Raw genomic sequence first — 18676 nt, forward strand, 5'->3', positions numbered from 1 at the left:
GTTTTAAAGCGTTCAGTAAACTCTAAGAGGCTTTGTCCCTTAAATAATTCCATAATACATTAATTTTCAGAATACAAATATATGAAAATATTTTGACACCTCAATAAAATATTTTTGGAAATAGATGTTATTTACTTCAATTATTTTGAAAGGGCAGGTTCAACTACCAACTTATAAATTGAATAATAAAATTAGTAGTTCTGGTGTATAAATTAATAATACTACAAAAGCTAAACATATAAGAATACTTTTCAACAAATATTTTTTCTCTTTTGTAATGCTTGATAAATATATTGATAAAGATAGAAATGTTATCAATGTAATTATGCAAGGAACTATTACAGCAAAAATAAGCAAAAAGGGGATTGTAGTTTCATTCTCAGTATTACATTCTATATAATACGTTTCAGCTATTGATATTACACAAACTATTAATGTAAATATATTCATAAACATAAATGTCTTCTTAGGGATTTTTGTGTCGAATGTTATCGCATACCCTGCAAGGCAACTTATCAGTACAGTATATTGTAAAACAATCATATTCTATTCAATTTTATATGAATACTCATCTATTTCAAAATTCCCCTCTTCACAAGATTTCATAATTTGATCCCATAATTTTTTATTAGCAGGTACGAATTTCTTTGTATATGCCCATTGAGAAGATTTAAAGCTATCATACCAAGCATAAGGATTTATAAGATCTCCCAAATAGGCACCCTTAAGGAGTATAGAACAACTTGCTTTTTGAGGTATTTTATTAGGTATTACTTTGTTTAAAACTTGCTTGGCAATTGATGTACAAGTTGTATTGATAAAAAGATTGTAATTTGTATCCTTTATTGCCCAAGCAGCTATAATACTTTCTCGCATTTTCTCTGTCTCCCCCTGCTGGCGCGAGCTTGTAGCTCGTGCCTACTACAATAAGAGCGTGTCGCTCATTCCTTATCAATTACTTCCCCCCTTACTTGCGTAAATAATGTTTTTGAGGTGTCTATTTAGCTACATACTAATTGACTTTGGGAAACGGGAGAACGTTCTACAATATCTCCACAGATATTACAAGTACGTGAAAGATCTTTGCAAACTTGGTATTTTTTATGTCCACATTTGCGACAGCAATATCCATCTTCCCACTTTTAAAGAAGCTAGATATTCTTCGCAATCTAAGTCTGTTTTAAAGCGTTCAGTAAACTCTAAGAGGCTTTGTCCTTTGAATAATTCCATAATACATTAATTTTCAGAGTGCAAATATATGAAATTATTTTTACATCTCAAAAAGAAAGTAAGGTAATACAAAATACGGTAGGAAATATCTTTAGCGGACAAGTAGTAGGAGAAACAGCAAAAACACTCTCTGAGCGATTTGGAAAAGTACTGCAAAAGGGGCAGTCAATGACCATCAACCGCAATGACACTTCTACTTCTATATCCACTCAGTTGGATAGTCTTATCCCTGCCAGTAAGATTGCTAACCTCACCCAAGGGATATTCGTTGGGGCAGTCTCTGACAACTTTGATTAGCGCATAGACCAGAAGATATTCCACGCGCAGATAGTCGTAGACAACGCCAAAGTAGCCGCAGAAACCAAAGCCTACCAGAAAATACCTGAAGTCCTCTCCTTTACCGATGCCAATGGCAATGACACCACCAAAGAACAGGTAGAAGACAATTACCGCCAGATAAAGTTAGATATCATTGAAATTATTGAACGCGAAAAAGAACGCATCACCAACGACCCTGAGCTAAGGCATTTGGTGGAGAAGGAGGAGGAAAAATAACCTATATAAATTCTATTATTTTTCTGCTCTTTGAAACTCACCAATCATAATACGTGGACCTTTACCTGAGAAAATACCTTCTGCAACAATATATTTGTCCTTATAAAAACCTATACGTTTATTGAGAATACGAAACCCTGGGGTGCTATGGGTCTGCCAAGTTTTTCCTCTATCAAAAGAGAACTTAATCCCTCCTAAACTGCGATAATTACAAATAAAATCACCATAGTGATACATTCGTCTGTACTCATCTTCTGTATTATGTGCCACTTCAAATAGTTTATTTTCTTCCAAATCATAATACTCTGCAATATATTCTTTTTTTGCCTTATTAGTATAACGAAAACTAACAATAAAAGAACTTTCATTGAAAAACTGATAATTAGGCTCTATCCAAGAGTATGAATCATTAAATTTTTTATAAACACTCTTTTTTTGAGTTTTAAGATCTAAAAGCATCAAGGTATTTCCTTTCCCTATTTCCTTATCACGATCTAAATAAATTACATTTCCATTCCCTCTAAAGGGATAATACGCTTGATCTTCTGGAGTTTTATACACTTCTTTTTCATCAAACAAGTTTATTACTAGACGTCCCATAGCTTTATCTTTCAACTTAGCATAATGTATGTATTTTCCATCAAAACAATCCATAAAAATATCACCTATTTTATCTATAAAGTCTCTTTGGTAATCTATTTTTAGACTCCTATTATTTAATAAGTACAGATGTGCAATCCTGACTTCTTCTATGTAACCTTTAGTATAAATTAATGTATAATCATTTTTAGGAAAAATTGCCTTTATAGCATAGGCATCATCTAATAATATTTCTTTATAACTTTTTCCTAAGTCCTTAGAGATAAAAACAACAGCCCTTTCAGCAGAAGGGTCTTGAGGGTCAAAGCCTTTCATTTTCTTTAGCCCTGCTAAGATTACAGTATTATCATTTGCAAATCCAGCTCTTTCTAACTCAATGGAGGAGCCAGGATTAAAACCATCTATTTTCTTTTTGTAGATATCTGTAAAATCAAATTCAGCAATCCACTTGATGTTATCATTTCCCATATTACAGCTTGTTAATATTAATAAAATTAAAAAATATTTCATTTGAGTGTGTTTTTTGTAATAAATTCCTTACTTTCCTTTGACTTAATACCATTAAAATACTCTCTAGCAAATTTTATTCCTGCCCGAATTACTATTTTAGCAAGTATCATCTTAGTTCTAATAATGTTAAATTTTGTGAAAGTCATTAAATCAACATTGGCTACAATTACTTTGTCAGGAGCCATATTTCCAACAACAATTGCTGCTTGCCATAATGTTGCTTTATAATTCTCTCCTACATATTCCTCATAATCAGGAGTTAAAAGAATATCAAATAGCTCAGAAATAGGTAGTTCTGACATTTTTTTGGGATTATAAGCATCTGGATGCGTAGCAAAAGCAAATTCCTGAAACTTTTTGTTATTTAGTTCAATATTGGTGTAAAAAGAACTCATGTTTTCTTCCTTAATTTCTTCATATGTTTTCTTCCCTTCATTTTCTTCAAGTTGTGTTTTCGTAGGTTCAAAATGGTTATTATAAGCATATTCAAATCCATTAATTAATTTACTACTGTGTTTACTTAGTTTTGACAATTTTTCTCCTATACTATCTATTCCTCCATTTATACTCTCTCCTATTTGATTAAATTCTTCCTCAAAATAGTTAAAAACTTTCTTAGATTTTTTGATAATTTCATTGAAATCTTCTTTTAAAGAGGTAAAATTTTCAAATAACTCATCATATTTAGCTTCATAGTTACAATCAACGACACCTTTATCCATAAGGCATTGTAGAGAATCTAATGCTGTATCTAACCATTTTTTCCCATTTTTACTTAATTTAGGTAACAGTTCCTATACCTTCTGCATAAACTGCATAGCCTTTTTTTGAATTATTATTACTACACATATACAATTGGTATAATCATTTTTATAACTAGTATCTTCATCTTTTTCATCTTTCTTCCCGTATGTAATATATGGCTCTATTTCTTGTTCTTCTTGGTATGTAGGAGTACGTTTTTCTTTTTCTATCTCTTCTGATTTTTTTTCGTATTTTAGTGTTTTTTAGATTGTTATTTGTTCCATCAAAAAACACTCCAAGTTCTAATTTTAGTGTTGTAGGAACTTTAGACTGCTCCCCTGAGTTATATACTAAATTTCCCATAACTAATTCACTTTATTAATTACTATTTTATTATTGGTGAGCCATACTTCTTTCTTTCCATTTGTTAGCTTTACCGAAGCCATACTTCTTCCTTTATTTATATAAATGGAAAGTTTTAAATCTTCCTCTTGAGAAAACTCACCAAAAGCATTGAATATTTCTTCTTCATTAAAATCTATTCCTCCCCAATACTCATTGTTGCCATCATAAAACTTAAAATTAACCCTCCAGCAAATCCCTCTATCAGTTAAGTAGTCCCAATGTAGTTTTTTATCCGCCTTATAATTCTTGGTAATATACTCACCGAACAATTCTTCTTCTTCTCCATTATAACAATTAATTAAGATTTCTTTTTTTTCAGGAATAGTATTACTCAATTTAGAAAATTCAAAATCTAACTGCCAGCGATACCGCTTGCGGTAGCTATCCCATAGCCCATAAGGAATAGGTTTATTTAGGTTCTCTTTTACAAAATCCTTTTGTGTATCCCATCCAGCCATCTTACTTCTGTAATCAGGATTTAATAAAACCCTTTGTTCGTGCATTAAGTTGGGGGTGTCTTCAGGCTGAGATATCCTTTTTCCTTGATAGCGTCCCACCTCTATTTGCCTACCTAAACCACTTACCCAAACTACAACCACACCACCAGGCGCAAACCCTACATTGATTAAGTCAAAATTCTCTTTTCTTGGCTCTGGATCTTCATTTGTAGAAGGAATATAATAGCCCTCTTCAAATAAACTGAGCATTTTATCATAATCAAGTGGGGTGTCTAATTCATAAAAAGCATCTTCCACTATAGAAAGCCATATCACATTTAATCGATTAGGAATTTCCTGAACGCCTCCCGACATTCCACCAGACCCACTATCTCCCCATCGTTCAGAAGATGCCGTTCCTGTACATAAGCTCACAAAATTATGTTCACTTTCTAATCCTCCTGTAAAAACCTCTATCGGATATCCTAAAGGAGACCCAGAACTTTCTGTCCAATTAAATTCTTTTTTCATATTTTGACAACTTATAAATTGTAATGTTAGTATAAAAAACAAAAATATTCTTGTTATCATAGTTATAAAATATTTTAATAAGACAAAGGTGCTATAAACAAGTGTGTTCTATATTCATAGGGATTGTTTGTCTCTTTTATAAAACCCTTGATATAGACCATTACTTTCTTCTTTGTACGGGTCTTTGCTAAAGTACTAAAGTCTTGATTGGTTACCTCTACTTCAACCTCTTGCCCCTGCTGGCGCGAGCTTGTAGCTCGTGCCTACTACAATAAGAGCGTGTCGCTCATTCCTTATCAATTACTTCCCCCCTTACTTGCGTAAATAATGTTTTTGAGGTGTCTATTTAGCTACATACTAATTGACTTTGGGAAACGGAAGAACGTTCTACAATTCTTTTCATTAATTTGTTAAAGATAGTCTCTTTGCTTTGTGAGCGATTAATTCTAAAACTGTATTCTGCTAAATATCGGTCTATATTAAATTCTGATACCCAAGAATATATACCTCGTATCCAAGACTTTACCTGATGTATTACCTTATGTAATGTAGGAAAATTCTTCCCATCATTACTAGGAATTTGAGTTATATTAAAGTCTTTTATTTGTCCCTTAAATAATTCCATAATGCATTAATTTTCAGAGTGTAAATATATGAAATTATTTTGACGCCTCAATTGTATTTTTTATAGTTAATCTTTTCCCCAAATTGATTTTAAACTGCACTTCTTTAAAGGGAAGTCTTCGCCTTTGCAGCGTACAAAAACGTCATACGTTCTATACATAAACTTAGGTTTAAATACTATTTCAAACGGCTCCTCAGGATACTTCTTGCTTATTTTTTCAAACAATGCCATCATTTCTGTATCATCAAATTCAAATTCAGCTCCATATTGTAAGGTCATAATATCCAATAGGTAAGGAATAGCCATTTCTCGATATTCTTTACAGAGTTCAGGATTATAGTCTATCCAAAATGCTTCTCCATTATAGTGACGTGATACCATTCCTTTTAGATAATCACCTTCTTCTTTATAGGAATCCAATACATAACGATATTTGTATCTTTTACGATATTTATCCCATAATCCATAAGGAGGGGGTAGCTTTGGTTTGCCATTGAATATCATATAATCGTAATTGTAATCAAAAAAGGCTTCTTGCGTTTCCTTTGGGTCATAATTATATCCCAACCTTTCTGAAAACTTATTCTTATCCACAAACACTTCTTCAGCTTGTAACCTGCAAATCTCTACTCTGTTAAATTTTCCAGATAACCACACTACAATAACTCCACCAGGTGCTGCCCCTACGGTAATCTTGTTATAAGTACTATGTGCATAGTTACCTTGCTCATCTCGTTCTCGTTCCTCCCATAATGTATAACCCTCTTGGAAATATTTCAACATCTTATCTCTCGGTAGGTCAGCGTCTACTTTATAAAACTTCTTTTCTATCAATGAAAGATAAACATATTCGATATGTGAGGGAACAATATGCCCTCCTTGTGCTCCTTCGCTGCCATCATATTGCCAAGAGTTATACTCAACCCCAGAGCGTGGTATTGCTGCAATTATTTCACCATTTTCATCCATAAAAAGTCCATAGTAAACCTCTATACCATAACCTTTTGGGGCACTTGCCGTTGTGGCATACGAAAACTCTTTTTTATTTGTTATATTGTTATCATAATATTGACAAGAACTCAATGTTACTGTGCTAAAAACAGTTATTGTGATTATTTTTTTAAGAAACTTCATAACATTCAAATTTTATAATGTATCTCCACAGATATTACAAGTACGTGAAAAATCTTTTCTGACTTGGTATTTTGTATGTCCACATTTGCGACAGCAATATCCATCTTCCCATTTTATGGAAGCTAAGTATTCTTCGCAATCTAAGTCTGTTTTAAAGCGTTCAGTAAACTCTAAGAGACTTTGTCCCTTAAATAATTCCATAATACATTTTCCATTTCCTCTCTATTAAATCTTTCCATCGTTGTCTTACGGCTTCCGAGGCAAAACTTCGTGTGCAGCGATTTGCTCATCAGCATTAGAAGCTAACAACTCAAAAAATTATATCAAGGTTCTGTAAAGATATAATCAAGTTTTTCATCCTCTTCACCAAACGCTGCTCTATATCTTTTTGCGTACTCTTGTTTTGAAATCTGTTTTCCAGAAATTGCATCTATAAAATAATGTAGATCACAATTTCTATATGAACAAACTATCAGATGATCCTCTTCTCTTTTTTGTTTTTCTTTTTTTGCTAATTCTATATATTTCTCTTTTTTTGCTAATTCTATATATTTCTCTAAACATTTATCTTCTGGGTAACCATCTTTTATGATAGCCTCCCACATATTCATTTCTTCTACATAATTTAATTGAAATCCAAAATAATTTGTTCCTCTAATATCAACAATTCTACCTTTTCCCGTTTTAAGGTTGATATGTCCTTTCTTTTCCAAGAATTGTAAAATATAAGGATATTTAATTTTCTTGAATTTCTTATCTTCATCTACAATTCTTTTAACGCCTTTTTTATTGTAATAAACAGATTTTCCGATAAGTACATTTTCTCCTATAAAATGCTTGATGCTTTTAATTTTTCCATTCGGATAATAATCTTTACGGCGTGTTATAAAAGAAGGGGAGGGCAAACTTTCCTCTATATATCCCCCTTCTTCTTTGTCAAAATCTATATCATAAACTCTGCACCCTTCTTTCATATATATATCTTTCAATAATACCCCTCTTTTATGTTCAAGCTCTTTAGCGAGCTTAAAATCAAACGTTTCATTTTTAGGTTGTGCTATTACATAGGAAGCATACAAATATAGTAATACTAAAAATACTCTCATAATTGCTCATTAATTATTCTATTTAATATTTCTTTTATTGCGGAGTTTATTAATTTCCATTGCCATTGATAGAGAGCAACTCCTTTGTCCTTCTTGTGCGGCACTGATTTGTATGCGTATTCCATTAGGAGTAACGGCGTGGCACTCTTCAAGGGTTAGTTGCAGGCAGTTGTAGTGATCCATCAGCACGTGCATCTTTACCGAATCACCAGCCATAGGCTGTAAGCCATAGTTAAGGTCTGTGGTTTGCAAGGCTATGGCATCTCTAACGCTATCGGTAACAAAGTCCTGCACAGCGATAAAATGGCTGCTGCTTAGCTTCATTCCGTCTATCCAATTCACAGGATAATGGGTGAGTAGGTTGTTCATTGTTCTATCTTGTTTTATTTGTTTGCAAAGGTAAGAAAATGTATTATTCTTTCCTATGATAAATTAATTTCATTGTTTCACTATCTTTCCTGTTTCAGTGATTTTAAATATGTCAGTACTATGATAAGAAAAATCTTCTCCTTCATCTAATTCTCCTGAACAAAAAAAATCTGTTTGAATTTTTATTTTAAATTTTTTATCTATACAAAAATATCTATTCGCTGAACATTCACTGACGAGATGATAATAAAGAATTATACTATCTATATAATTTCCTTGTTTATCAAATGTTTGCAACTCTATACGCGGTAGTGAATATTCATTTACTTGTATATATCCATATAGAACGGCAGTTATAGAATCATTTATTTGTATTTTCTTTACAGCAAAAGGAGGAGAGTCCTCACTTTCTTGATAATAGGGGTAAGCTATCAAAACTTCTTCATTAGTTATAAAATCAATCGTACCTTTATGAAAAAGGGCATTTACTTCCTTGTTTAACGATTTTTTTAACTTATAATATGATAAAAAGAAGTCTATATCATCATAATAATGATAACTTACATCTTTTTCTACTTTTTTTAAGCAAAAAGGCAACGAAACTTCTTCTAAATCATCAAAAGATATTTCTTTTTTAGAATTAGTTACGGTAAATTCTTCTTTTTCAGAATTAGTTACAATAAATTCTTCTTTTTCTGTTTTTTTATCTATGGAATTTGTATTTTGCTTACAAGCTATAAAATTAGCAGCAAGTAATAAAAATAAAATTATTTCCTTCATTCTTCTATAATTTTAATTAACGTATGATCGAAACCTGTTAAATGTAAATGGTGATAATGCTCATATTCCCCCCCGCTGGCGCGAGCTTGTAGCTCGTGCCCAATTCATAATTCACAATTTCCCCCGTCTTACCTGTCCCATTTGTCCCACTTTTCCCCCGCTGAGCCTGTCCGAAAAGTTTTAAAAGGCTGATTATCAGTAATGAATAAAAAAGAGGCTATCTTTTATCGGATAGCCTCTTATTATTTGGTGTTTTACCACAAATTTTGTATCTTTGTGGCTCCTAAAAAAACACTATGACAAAAATATCATTTAAATCTGAACCTGACAAATTTTTAACACTTTTTCCCGAAAATATTTTTGATAAAATAGATAAGAACCATCCTGCTAAACTAGTTGAAATGGTTGTTAATCAATTAGATATAAAAGATATACTTCAAAAATATAAGGGGGGAGGATGTTCTGCGTATCATCCTCGTACGATGATAAAAATAATCTTTTATAGCTACCTTTCTAATATTTATTCTTGCCGTAAAATGGCTCTCGCAGTTAAAGAGAATCTTCCTCTTATGTATTTGGCAGGTGGTACAACTCCTGATTTTAGAACTATTAATGATTTTAGAGGCAAAACTCTGAAAGATTCTCTGCAAAAACTTTTTGCTGAAATTGTAAAACTCTTAGTAAAAGAAGGTTATCTTAGCCTTGATATTCAGTATATTGATGGTACAAAAATAGAGTCAGCTGCCAATAAATATACTTTTGTGTGGAGAGGTTCTGTAGAGAAGTACAAGGAAAGGTTAGAAGCAAAAATTAATAAAGTACTTTCTGATATAGAAGATAGTATACAATCTGATAATCAAGAAATTAACAAAAAGGAACTTCCTAAAGAAATTAATGCAGAAGCACTTAAAGAGCAATTATCCCAAATCAATAAAAGGCTAAAAGAACCTACTAAAAAACAAGAAAGAGAGTTACAAAAGCTTCAAAATGAATATCTTCCAAAGTTAGAACAATACGAAAAAAGTTTAGAGATAATGGGAGATAGGAACTCTTATAGTAAAACAGATACTGATGCTACTTTTATGCGAATGAAAGATGATCATATGAAAAATGGTCAGTTAAAGCCAGCTTATAATGCTCAAATATCTACTGAAAATCAGTTCATTACTCACGTTAGCATCCATCAAACGCCAAGTGATACTACTACATTAGAAAGTCATCTAAATGGGTTTGAAAAGAATTATCAGAAACAAAGCAAAGAAGTTTGTGCTGATGCAGGGTATGGCAGTGAAGAAAACTACGAAATACTTGAAAGAAAAGGTGTTAAGGGATATATAAAGTTCAGTTTTTTTCATATAGAACAGAAAAAGAAGCAAAAAGAAGACCCATTTTTAGTTCAAAATATGTACTATAACCTAAAAGAGGATTATTATGTATGTCCAATGGGGCAAAAACTACGAAATGTAGGGAAGGGGAAGCGAATATCGAGTAATGGATATAAATCAGAAATTGCTTATTACCAGGCACAAAGATGTGAGGGGTGTCCGCTTAGAGGTTTATGTCATAAATCAAAAGGCAACCGAAGAATAGAGGTTAATTATCGATTAAATCAGTTAAAATCACGAGCGAGAGCATTATTAACCAGTGAAAGAGGTCAGTATCATCGTAGAAAGCGTCCGATAGAAGTTGAAGCAGTATTTGGACAGCTAAAAAGTGATAATAAGTTTAATCGGTTCACACATAGAGGTAAGGAAAAAGTAGAAATGGAATTTTTACTAATGTCAATTGGTCATAATTTTAGAAAATTATTGTCTAATAGGAAGAAGACCGCCCAATTGGAAGCAAAAACTAATAAAAACACACTAAAATCTTCTCAAAATACAACTTTTTTATTTTCTTACCTTTTACAAGCTGCTTAAGAATCCAAAATCTTGAATATTTTAGAAAATATAAAATAAAATCTTAAAAAAGAAGGCTGTCTTTAAAAGTTTAAACAAAACTTTTCGGACAGCCTCCAATTCATAATTCACAATTCCCCCCCGTCTTACCTGTCCCATTTGTCCCACTTTTCGCCTCACCATTATAATGTGCCCCCAGCACAAAAGGACGTTCCGCATTACCTCCTTCAAAATCCACCAATACCTCTTCACCTATTTCAGGGATAAGGAAGAATCTTATTTAAAGTGTCTTTTATTCTATCATTTAAATAAAGTAATTCCAATTTATAAGTGGTATCCTTATCTCTTTCTATCCATATACCCTCTTTTTTGTTATTTATATAGATACCTTCTGTGTAAATATTGAAAAAGGGAATATCTTCTTTCCATAATTTTTCTTTTTGGTTATTTACATACATTCCTTTTTTTAAAATATAGCCTTCAATATCCCATTCTTCCCAATATCCTTCTTTTTTACCACTTATATATGACCCTCTTCCTAATGGTTCTATCCAATAGCCTTCCTTTTTTTCTTCTGAACTTACATAGCCTTTACCATAGAATTTAATAAATTTATTATACTTTGTAGTGAAAATAAAGTCATAAGGATACATTATTTTTTTTCTATAATCTATAAATTGATAATATCCATTAATTTTATCATTTACAAAATTAATGTACAAAATGGTATCATTATTTTGTGTGATAATTTTAAAAGGACCATTAAATTTTCCTTTCTTTAAAGAAAAAGAGAAGCCAAATTTTGGATAAGAAAAAATACCTGTTTCCTTCTTTTTAATTTTATTGTCTACATTTTCTTGTATTTTTAATACATTTAAATGTTTATCATAAATTATTTTTTCTCCACAAGACAATAATGTTACACATACAAAAAAAATAAATAAAAATTTACATCTATATATGTTTGAATTCATTATATAATTTTTTATTGAGGTATCTATTTAGCTACATACTAATTGACTTTGGGAAACGGGAGAACGTTCTACAATTCTTTTCATTAATTTGTTAAAGATAGTATCTTTGCTCTGTGAGCGATTAATTCTAAAATTGTATTCCGCTAAATAGCGGTCTATATTAAACTCTGATACCCAAGAATATATACCTCGTATCCAATACTTTACCTGATGTATTACCTTATGTAATATAGGAAAATTCTTCCCATCATTACTCGGTTTTTGAGTTATATCAAAGTCTTTTATTTGTCCCTTAAATAATTCCATAATACATTAATTTTCAGAGTGTAAATGTATGAAATTATTTTGACACCTTAATTATTGTTTAACGGTGCAAAGATATAGCGTTTCCTTAAAATATTGTTACACAAAAGTCGGTAGTTTCCACAATTTTTCTCTTTAATCTGTTATAAAACAATCTCTTTGACAACTCTATTATTGGGTCTATCAAGCACTGTAACTATTATCTTACTACCTAAAAGGGTAGGGTTCAGGGCGGTAGTAGCGTATTGCCAAATGTCAGCGATAAGTATAGCATTGCCTTCTTCAACGGTTCTCTCACCGTGCAATATCGTTACTTTCACCTGAACAACCTTAAAATTATCACTTACTTCAATGGTTATAAGCTCTCCTTTTTGGGTACCTGTATAGGCTTCAGCGTTGATGTGGCTGATTTCAGGAGCTTTGAGATAGTCGGACACTGCCATATTATAAGCATTGATAACCCCGCGTCGTTTAGCTTCCGCACTGTAGAGAGCCTTTAGTTCAGGATTTTGCATAACACTTTTAGCATAAGCAGTCGCTAATTTAAATCCTTGAGCGCACATCTGCTGCTTGGCACTGCGGGCAGCAGGTTTTTTCGGCATTTTCGATAATACCGTCTTTCCGTGCACCCGCTTTAGCACCACTTGTTTTCCTATATTCCCAGAGACTTTTTGTAGTATAATATTATCATTCGTCCGCGCCATAATCCATCGTTTTATCAAAGCACAAAAATACAAAATAATCCCTAAACTACCAAACTTTTTTATAGGAAAATCAGCGAACTGTCGCAGCTTAGTATATGATGTAGGTTCAGTGTAAGATCAGTGTAAGATCAGTGTAAGATCAGTGTAAGATCAGTGTAAGATCAGTGTAAGATCAGTGTAGGATTAGTGTAGGATTAGTGTAGGATCAAAGTATCAGCAAGCAGCTAAAATTATTTATTTGCTAAATTTCAATCTTGCTCATTTTAAAAATTAGCACTACTTTTGCATCATTAAAGTTTAATAACAAACACAATGAAAAAGAAAATATTTACATCTGCCAAACTATTGCTAATAGGAGTTGTCCTATCGAGTTACCTTGTCCTTACTGCCTGCTCAGCACTCTCCCTTGAGTTTGAAGAGAGAGACTTGAGCATCACAAATCTTGACGGCAAGACCATTCCTATAAAAGTTGAGCTTGCTCGCTCCATACGAGAGATGTCAAAAGGCTATATGGGGCGTGAAAATATTCCCGAAGGAACCGGTATGTTTTTTATTTTTAAAAGAGACGAAAAGTTAAGCTTTTGGATGAAAAATACGCCTACCCCTCTTTCAATTGCGTTCATTAACTCGAGTGGTGAAATCCGCGAAACACGCAATATGACACCGTTCAGCCATCAGAGTGTGGACTCATCGGAACCCGTGCGTTATGCTCTTGAAGTGCCTCAAGGATGGTTCGAAAAGAACAATATAGGAAAGGGCTGTACAATCAAACTGCCATAGCCAATAAAGTTAAATTAAATAATAAGCACAATGAAAAAAATAGTATTTATCATTTTAGATAAGTTTGCTAATTAGGAACTGGCTTATCTTTCTGCCAATGAAGCCGTGAGCGACCATAAAGTAGTAACTGCTTTTCTATACTCTACACACCGAAGGCTTTCTTAAAGCAATACAAATGAGCTAATTGATAAATCTACTTTTAGAATAGAATTAGCCTTTAGTAATAAAAACTCCCCGTGAGGTACGCATACCACACGGGGAGTTTTATTGTTTGTCGTACTACGACTTAATTATTACTAACTTCAAAGGTTACTTCTATATTTCCACGAGTAGAGTTAGAATACGGGCATACTTGGTCGGCTTTTGCTGCAAGTTCCTTAGCTTCTTCAAGCGATACGTTGGGTATATTTACTTGTAAGGTTACTGCAAAAATAAACCCGCCATTATCCAGCTTTCCTATAGATACGTGTGCTGTTACAGAGGTCTCACCAGTAGTTACTTTAGTTTGTTTAATAACCAAATTCAGGGCAGTATCAAAACAAGCTGCATAGCCCGCAGCAAAAATCTGCTCAGGATTGGTATAATCATCGTTAGCTCCCCCTAAGGCTTTAGGAGAGCGCAGTTCAAGGCTCAACACGCCATTATCGGAAGTTACTTTTCTATTGCGACCACCTGTTGCGGTGGCCACTGCTGTGTACATTGCTGTCATCTGTTTTTTTATTTATGATTTAATAATTTGCTAACATTCTAATTGACATATCATCTCTACAAAATCCTTGATACGAACCTGTACCTTCCGTTACTAATAGAATTTGCTCAGTGGTGTGCTTATGCCAATGGTTGATACAACTAGGCTCAAAAGTAACATTGGATACATTAATCTGTTATAAAACAATCTCTTTGACAACTCTATTATTGGGTCTATCAAGCACTGTAACTACTATCTTACTACCTAAAAGGGCAGGGTTCATGGCGGTAGTAGCGTATTGCCAAATGTGAGCGATAAGTATGGCATTGCCTTCTTCAACGGTTCTCTCACCGTGCAATATCGTTACTTTCACCTGAACAACTTTAAAATTATCACTTACTTCAATGGTTATAAGCTCTCCTTTTTGGGTACCTGTATGGGCTTCAGCGTTGATAACACCTCGTCGTTTAGCTTCTGCACTGTAGAGAGCCTTTAGTTCAGGATTTAGCATAACGCTTTTAGCATAAGCAGTCGCTAATTTAAATCCTTGAGCGCACATCTGCTGCTTGGCACTGCGGGCAGCAGGTTTTTTCGGCATTTTCGATAAGACCGTCTTTCCGTGCACCCGCTTTAGCACCACCTGTTTTCCTATATTTCCAGAGACTTTTTGTAGTATAATATTATCATTTGTCCGCGCCATAATCCATCGTTTTATCAAAGCACAAAAATACAAAATAATCTCTAAACTACCAAACTCTTCAATGTAGGCTCAATACAAGATTACCTTATAATGCAAAGAATATAAAACTTAAAAATAATTTGTATATACCTTTTTTTTATTATCTTTGCGCTTATTTTAGCCTATAAAAGAATGAAAGAACGTATTAACAAATTGTTGTGTCAACTCAATCAAAATTTGTTTGAAAGAGAAGAAGCTATCAAATTAGCTTTATTAGCTGCTCTATCAGGAGAAAGTATATTCTTTTTAGGGCCTCCTGGGGTTGCTAAAAGCCTTATTTCTCGTAGAATAAAAGATATATTTAAAGATGGTAAATCATTTGAATACCTAATGAATAGGTTTAGTACTCCTGATGAAATATTCGGACCTATTGCCATATCAAAACTTAAAAACGAAGATAAATATGAGCGTAAGGTAGAAAACTATCTCCCCTCTGCCGATATAGTTTTCTTAGATGAAATATGGAAAGCAGGCCCTTCTATCCAGAATGCATTACTAACAGTCATTAATGAAAAAAGATACCGTAATGGCGCACAAGAAATAGATATTCCTCTCAAAGGACTTATCTCTGCCTCTAATGAACTACCTGCAAAAGGAGAAGGGTTAGAAGCATTGTGGGATAGGTTTATCATCAGATGTATTGTTGAGAATATTACTGATGAAAATAATTTCAATGCTTTCCTTAAAAAAACTACTATTGATATTGCTACTACTATAGATGAAAATTTGAAGTTTAGTACAGAAGAATATAAGCAATGCCAACTTAAGATAAATACTATAGATATTCCCGATGAGGTTTTAAGAGTGATTAGTTTTATCAGATATAATATAACCGAGTATAATGAAAAAGAAGAAAATAAGGCTAAAATATATATTTCTGACCGCCGTTGGAAAAAAATAGTACAATTTCTAAAAACAGCAGCTTTTCTAAATGATAGAAAAGAAATCAATTTAGGAGATTGCTTCCTAATAGCTTATACCCTTTGGGATGAAGTAGAACAAATAGATTTTGTAAAAGAAGCTGTTACCGTTGCTATTAAGAATCACGGTTATTCCTATAAGTTTGATATAACAGCTTTTGAAGAGCAAATAGAAAAGCTCAAGTTAGATATCAAAAATAACTCTCAAATTACTAAAAAAGTAGAATATTTTGTACCTAAGGTTTATGATATAAATAGAGATAAGTATTATCAAATTAAAGGATTCAATTATCCTTTGATAGAAAAATCTGATTTTGATAATATAAACTCCGATGATCAGGTAATTACTTTATGTAAAAATTATTTTGGGTTTAAACAACAGTTTCGTGTTAAAAAGTCCGAAAATAAAATCTTTATAAAAGATCTATATGCTCATAATTATGAAAAATATACTGAGTATGATTTAGAAGTAGATACTAAGACAAAAGAGGTTGTAGAAACTTCTCGTCCTGATAAGAGAATTATAGCAGATTGGGATAAGACAGTACAAAACCTACTTACAGAGATAGATGAGGTGATAGATGAAATAGAAATCTATAAAAATAAGGATGAAAAAGGCTTAAAAGATAATCTTTTTGTACCCAAAGAACTTACTGCCTTAGCAGAAGAAAGTGTCAATAAAGCTCTTATAGAGTGTAAAAAAACAAAAGCTATAATCATTCAAATAAAAGAAGATTATGATAAACTCTAAATCAGAAGTATTAGATAAGTTTGTTCGTTTTGGAAAAATAGCAGATAAGAATGAACGCTCCCAAATAGCCGAATGTTTGAAAAATTGGCAAGTAGTTCCTATAGAAAAATCATTTATGGAAAGAAAATTCCAAGATTCTTTAAATAAAATTATAGCCGATGAAACTGTTAATACACTTTTAGAAAAACACCCTCACCTCAGAGATGAAATCTTTGAAAAAGCTATTGCCCTTCTCGAAAAAATAGCTACAGAAACAGAGAAAATAGAACTTCCTTCCCACAAGGAGCTGATAGAGAAAGTTAAGAAAAATGATTTTAGTGAATTGCCTAAAAATTTGATTGAAAAACAAAGAAACCTACTTGAGACTACATCAAAGGCTAGAGAAAATGCTAAAATTGAGCAATATAAATTCTTAAAAGAGGAGTTTCAAAACAAATGGGATTCTTCTATAAATTCTAATAAATTTAGAATTAGGGATAGAAAAAAAAATATTGAAAGTGCTAAAGAAGAAGACGAACTATTTGAAAGAGTTAAAAAGCTTTCTATAAAAGACTTTCTAAAAGAAAGGAAAGTAAATACCTTTACAAACTTTTTAAAAAATACTTATAGTAAAAAAGATTTTGATTTAACCTATTATAATAAAAAAATAAAAGAAATTGAAAATCAAGAAGTTGAAATAGATCAAACAACACAAAATATACTAAAAGAACAGCTTATTAAAGAAATAGAACAAGAAGCGGAAATAGAAAAAGCATTAGAAGAGATAAAAGTTATAGATAAACTGAGAAAAGATTTTCTGCAGACGCTTTATGAAGAAATTGAAAAACTTAAAGAACTTTTAGAATTATTAGCTCCTTTTGTCGAGGATACTACTGCTTTAGGGCGATTGTGGGATTTATCCAAAGGAAACTGGAAGCAAATAAACTTTAATCTTCTTCGAAAGTATGGAGAATTACTTACTCAAAAAAAAGAATTATTAGCTTTAGCAGAAGCTTTGGGCAGGTATCAGAAAGCAGAAATTGAATATAAAGAAGAAGCCTATACTAATTGGAAAATTATCCAACAATTTAAGTATAATCATTCAGGTAAATCTGAGCTCATAGGTATTACAGAAAGTGATGATCTGAATCATTTACTACCCACAGAGCTGTCATTGTTTAGCGATATAGAAACTGAAAATATCTTCTATAAAAAGTTTTCAGAAAAAAAACTACAAAGCTATCAGTTTACCAGCAGAGAGAGTTATAAACAAACAGAAGCATTTGAAGGCAAACATCAGAAAGAGGTAGAGAAAGATAAAGGGCCTTTTATATTAGCTATTGATACAAGTGGTTCTATGCATGGGAAACCTGAAGAGATTGCAAAATTAATAGCCTTTGCCATTGTCAAAATAGCTTATAGAGAAAAAAGAAAAGCCTTGTTAATTTCTTTTTCTACCTCCTATCAGTTATTCGAACTTACTGATTTTCAAAATTCACTACCCAAATTAGTGAATTTTTTACAGATGTCATTCTCTGGAGGAACTGATGTTTCTGAGGCTATAAAGGAAACTGTTCGTAGAATGGAGGAACAAGACTATAAGAATGCTGACCTTTTAGTAATTACTGATGGCATCTTTGGTAATATGAGCGCTCAATTAATTTCTCAAATACAGATGTTAAAACAGAAAGGAAATAAATTTAATACACTAATCATAGGAGCTTCTCAGAATACAAATGCATTAAGTTTTTTTGATAATATATGGCTCTGCGATTACTATTTAGAAAACATCAATAACTTAGTAAAACAAATTAACTCCTTGTTGAAATAATCCTATCAATATCAAACATTTGAGATGGTGTTTTGTTCCTTCCCTATTAAAAAAGATAGATGTTGTCTTTACTTTTGGATTTG

The 18676-nt window shown here is 32.3% G+C and carries 17 protein-coding genes and 5 pseudogenes; 5 read left to right on the forward strand and 17 right to left on the reverse strand.

What is annotated here, in order from left to right; translation table 11 throughout:
- Positions 1–546: 546 nt before the first annotated feature.
- Positions 547–876, reverse strand: coding sequence for a hypothetical protein (locus J4N46_RS09930; RefSeq protein ID WP_208059161.1), 330 nt, complete (start codon positions 874–876; stop codon positions 547–549).
- Positions 877–1049: 173 nt separating this feature from the next.
- Positions 1050–1230, reverse strand: a pseudogene (locus J4N46_RS09935) (IS1595 family transposase); the annotation flags it as partial.
- 51 nt (positions 1231–1281) lie between these two features.
- On the opposite strand from J4N46_RS09935, the pseudogene J4N46_RS12720 reads away from it, so the two are divergent.
- Positions 1282–1785, forward strand: a pseudogene (locus J4N46_RS12720) (conjugal transfer protein TraG); the annotation flags it as partial.
- 15 nt (positions 1786–1800) lie between these two features.
- Here J4N46_RS12720 and J4N46_RS09945 read toward each other — a convergent pair.
- The 9 genes and pseudogenes from J4N46_RS09945 to J4N46_RS09985 form a co-directional block, all read right to left on the reverse strand.
- Positions 1801–2895 (reverse strand): hypothetical protein, encoded by a 1095-nt coding sequence (locus J4N46_RS09945; protein WP_208059162.1) that lies wholly within the window; start codon positions 2893–2895, stop codon positions 1801–1803.
- Positions 2892–3617: a hypothetical protein gene (locus J4N46_RS09950; protein WP_208059163.1), complete on the reverse strand. Its 726-nt coding sequence runs from the start codon at positions 3615–3617 to the stop codon at positions 2892–2894. Before J4N46_RS09950 ends, J4N46_RS09945 begins: the two co-directional genes overlap by 4 nt.
- Positions 3618–4004: 387 nt before the next feature.
- On the reverse strand, positions 4005–5012 hold the full coding sequence (locus tag J4N46_RS09955) for a DUF2931 family protein (RefSeq protein ID WP_236013936.1): 1008 nt from the start codon (positions 5010–5012) through the stop codon (positions 4005–4007).
- A gap of 346 nt (positions 5013–5358) precedes the next feature.
- A pseudogene (locus J4N46_RS09960) lies at positions 5359–5616 on the reverse strand (IS1595 family transposase); the annotation flags it as partial.
- 87 nt (positions 5617–5703) lie between these two features.
- Complete coding sequence (locus J4N46_RS09965; RefSeq protein ID WP_208059165.1) at positions 5704–6771, reverse strand: DUF2931 family protein; 1068 nt, start codon at positions 6769–6771, stop codon at positions 5704–5706.
- Positions 6772–6789: 18 nt separating this feature from the next.
- A pseudogene (locus J4N46_RS09970) lies at positions 6790–6972 on the reverse strand (transposase); the annotation flags it as partial.
- Between the two features lie 122 nt (positions 6973–7094).
- Positions 7095–7877 carry a hypothetical protein gene (locus J4N46_RS09975; protein ID WP_208059166.1) on the reverse strand — a complete coding sequence of 261 codons (783 nt, stop codon included), beginning with the start codon at positions 7875–7877 and terminating at the stop codon, positions 7095–7097.
- Positions 7878–7895: 18 nt separating this feature from the next.
- Positions 7896–8246: a hypothetical protein gene (locus J4N46_RS09980; RefSeq protein WP_236013938.1), complete on the reverse strand. Its 351-nt coding sequence runs from the start codon at positions 8244–8246 to the stop codon at positions 7896–7898.
- Positions 8247–8315: 69 nt separating this feature from the next.
- A complete protein-coding gene (locus J4N46_RS09985; protein WP_208059167.1) occupies positions 8316–9026 on the reverse strand; it encodes a hypothetical protein in 711 nt (236 codons plus the stop codon).
- Between the two features lie 296 nt (positions 9027–9322).
- Between J4N46_RS09985 and J4N46_RS09990 the strand changes: the two genes are divergently transcribed.
- Positions 9323–10945 (forward strand): IS1182 family transposase, encoded by a 1623-nt coding sequence (locus tag J4N46_RS09990; RefSeq protein ID WP_208058144.1) that lies wholly within the window; start codon positions 9323–9325, stop codon positions 10943–10945.
- A gap of 100 nt (positions 10946–11045) precedes the next feature.
- Here the strand turns inward: J4N46_RS09990 and J4N46_RS12725 are convergent, their stop codons facing one another.
- The 4 genes and pseudogenes from J4N46_RS12725 to J4N46_RS10005 all read right to left on the reverse strand — a co-directional run bounded on the left by J4N46_RS12725 (position 11046) and on the right by J4N46_RS10005 (position 12905).
- Positions 11046–11162, reverse strand: coding sequence for a hypothetical protein (locus J4N46_RS12725; protein WP_317194299.1), 117 nt, complete (start codon positions 11160–11162; stop codon positions 11046–11048).
- 19 nt (positions 11163–11181) lie between these two features.
- Positions 11182–11898, reverse strand: coding sequence for a toxin-antitoxin system YwqK family antitoxin (locus J4N46_RS09995; protein ID WP_208059168.1), 717 nt, complete (start codon positions 11896–11898; stop codon positions 11182–11184).
- 27 nt (positions 11899–11925) lie between these two features.
- Positions 11926–12183: pseudogene (locus tag J4N46_RS10000) on the reverse strand (IS1595 family transposase); the annotation flags it as partial.
- A gap of 161 nt (positions 12184–12344) precedes the next feature.
- Positions 12345–12905: a hypothetical protein gene (locus tag J4N46_RS10005; protein ID WP_208059169.1), complete on the reverse strand. Its 561-nt coding sequence runs from the start codon at positions 12903–12905 to the stop codon at positions 12345–12347.
- A gap of 312 nt (positions 12906–13217) precedes the next feature.
- Here J4N46_RS10005 and J4N46_RS10010 point away from each other — a divergent pair, with 312 nt between their 5' ends.
- A complete protein-coding gene (locus tag J4N46_RS10010) occupies positions 13218–13685 on the forward strand; it encodes a DUF192 domain-containing protein (protein WP_208059170.1) in 468 nt (155 codons plus the stop codon).
- 286 nt (positions 13686–13971) lie between these two features.
- On the opposite strand, the gene J4N46_RS10015 is transcribed toward J4N46_RS10010, so the two are convergent.
- Entirely contained in the window at positions 13972–14394 is a 423-nt protein-coding gene (locus J4N46_RS10015; protein WP_208059171.1) for an organic hydroperoxide resistance protein, read from the reverse strand.
- Between the two features lie 175 nt (positions 14395–14569).
- Positions 14570–15073 (reverse strand): hypothetical protein, encoded by a 504-nt coding sequence (locus J4N46_RS10020; protein ID WP_208059172.1) that lies wholly within the window; start codon positions 15071–15073, stop codon positions 14570–14572.
- Between the two features lie 171 nt (positions 15074–15244).
- On the opposite strand from J4N46_RS10020, the gene J4N46_RS10025 reads away from it, so the two are divergent.
- A complete protein-coding gene (locus J4N46_RS10025; protein ID WP_208059173.1) occupies positions 15245–16783 on the forward strand; it encodes an AAA family ATPase in 1539 nt (512 codons plus the stop codon).
- Positions 16770–18593 carry a VWA domain-containing protein gene (locus J4N46_RS10030; protein ID WP_208059174.1) on the forward strand — a complete coding sequence of 608 codons (1824 nt, stop codon included), beginning with the start codon at positions 16770–16772 and terminating at the stop codon, positions 18591–18593. The genes J4N46_RS10025 and J4N46_RS10030 overlap by 14 nt, the downstream gene beginning before the upstream one ends.
- Positions 18594–18676: the final 83 nt, after the last annotated feature.

This window comes from Capnocytophaga bilenii, assembly GCF_017565765.1.
In the GTDB taxonomy this organism is placed as follows: Bacteria; Bacteroidota; Bacteroidia; order Flavobacteriales; family Flavobacteriaceae; genus Capnocytophaga; species Capnocytophaga bilenii.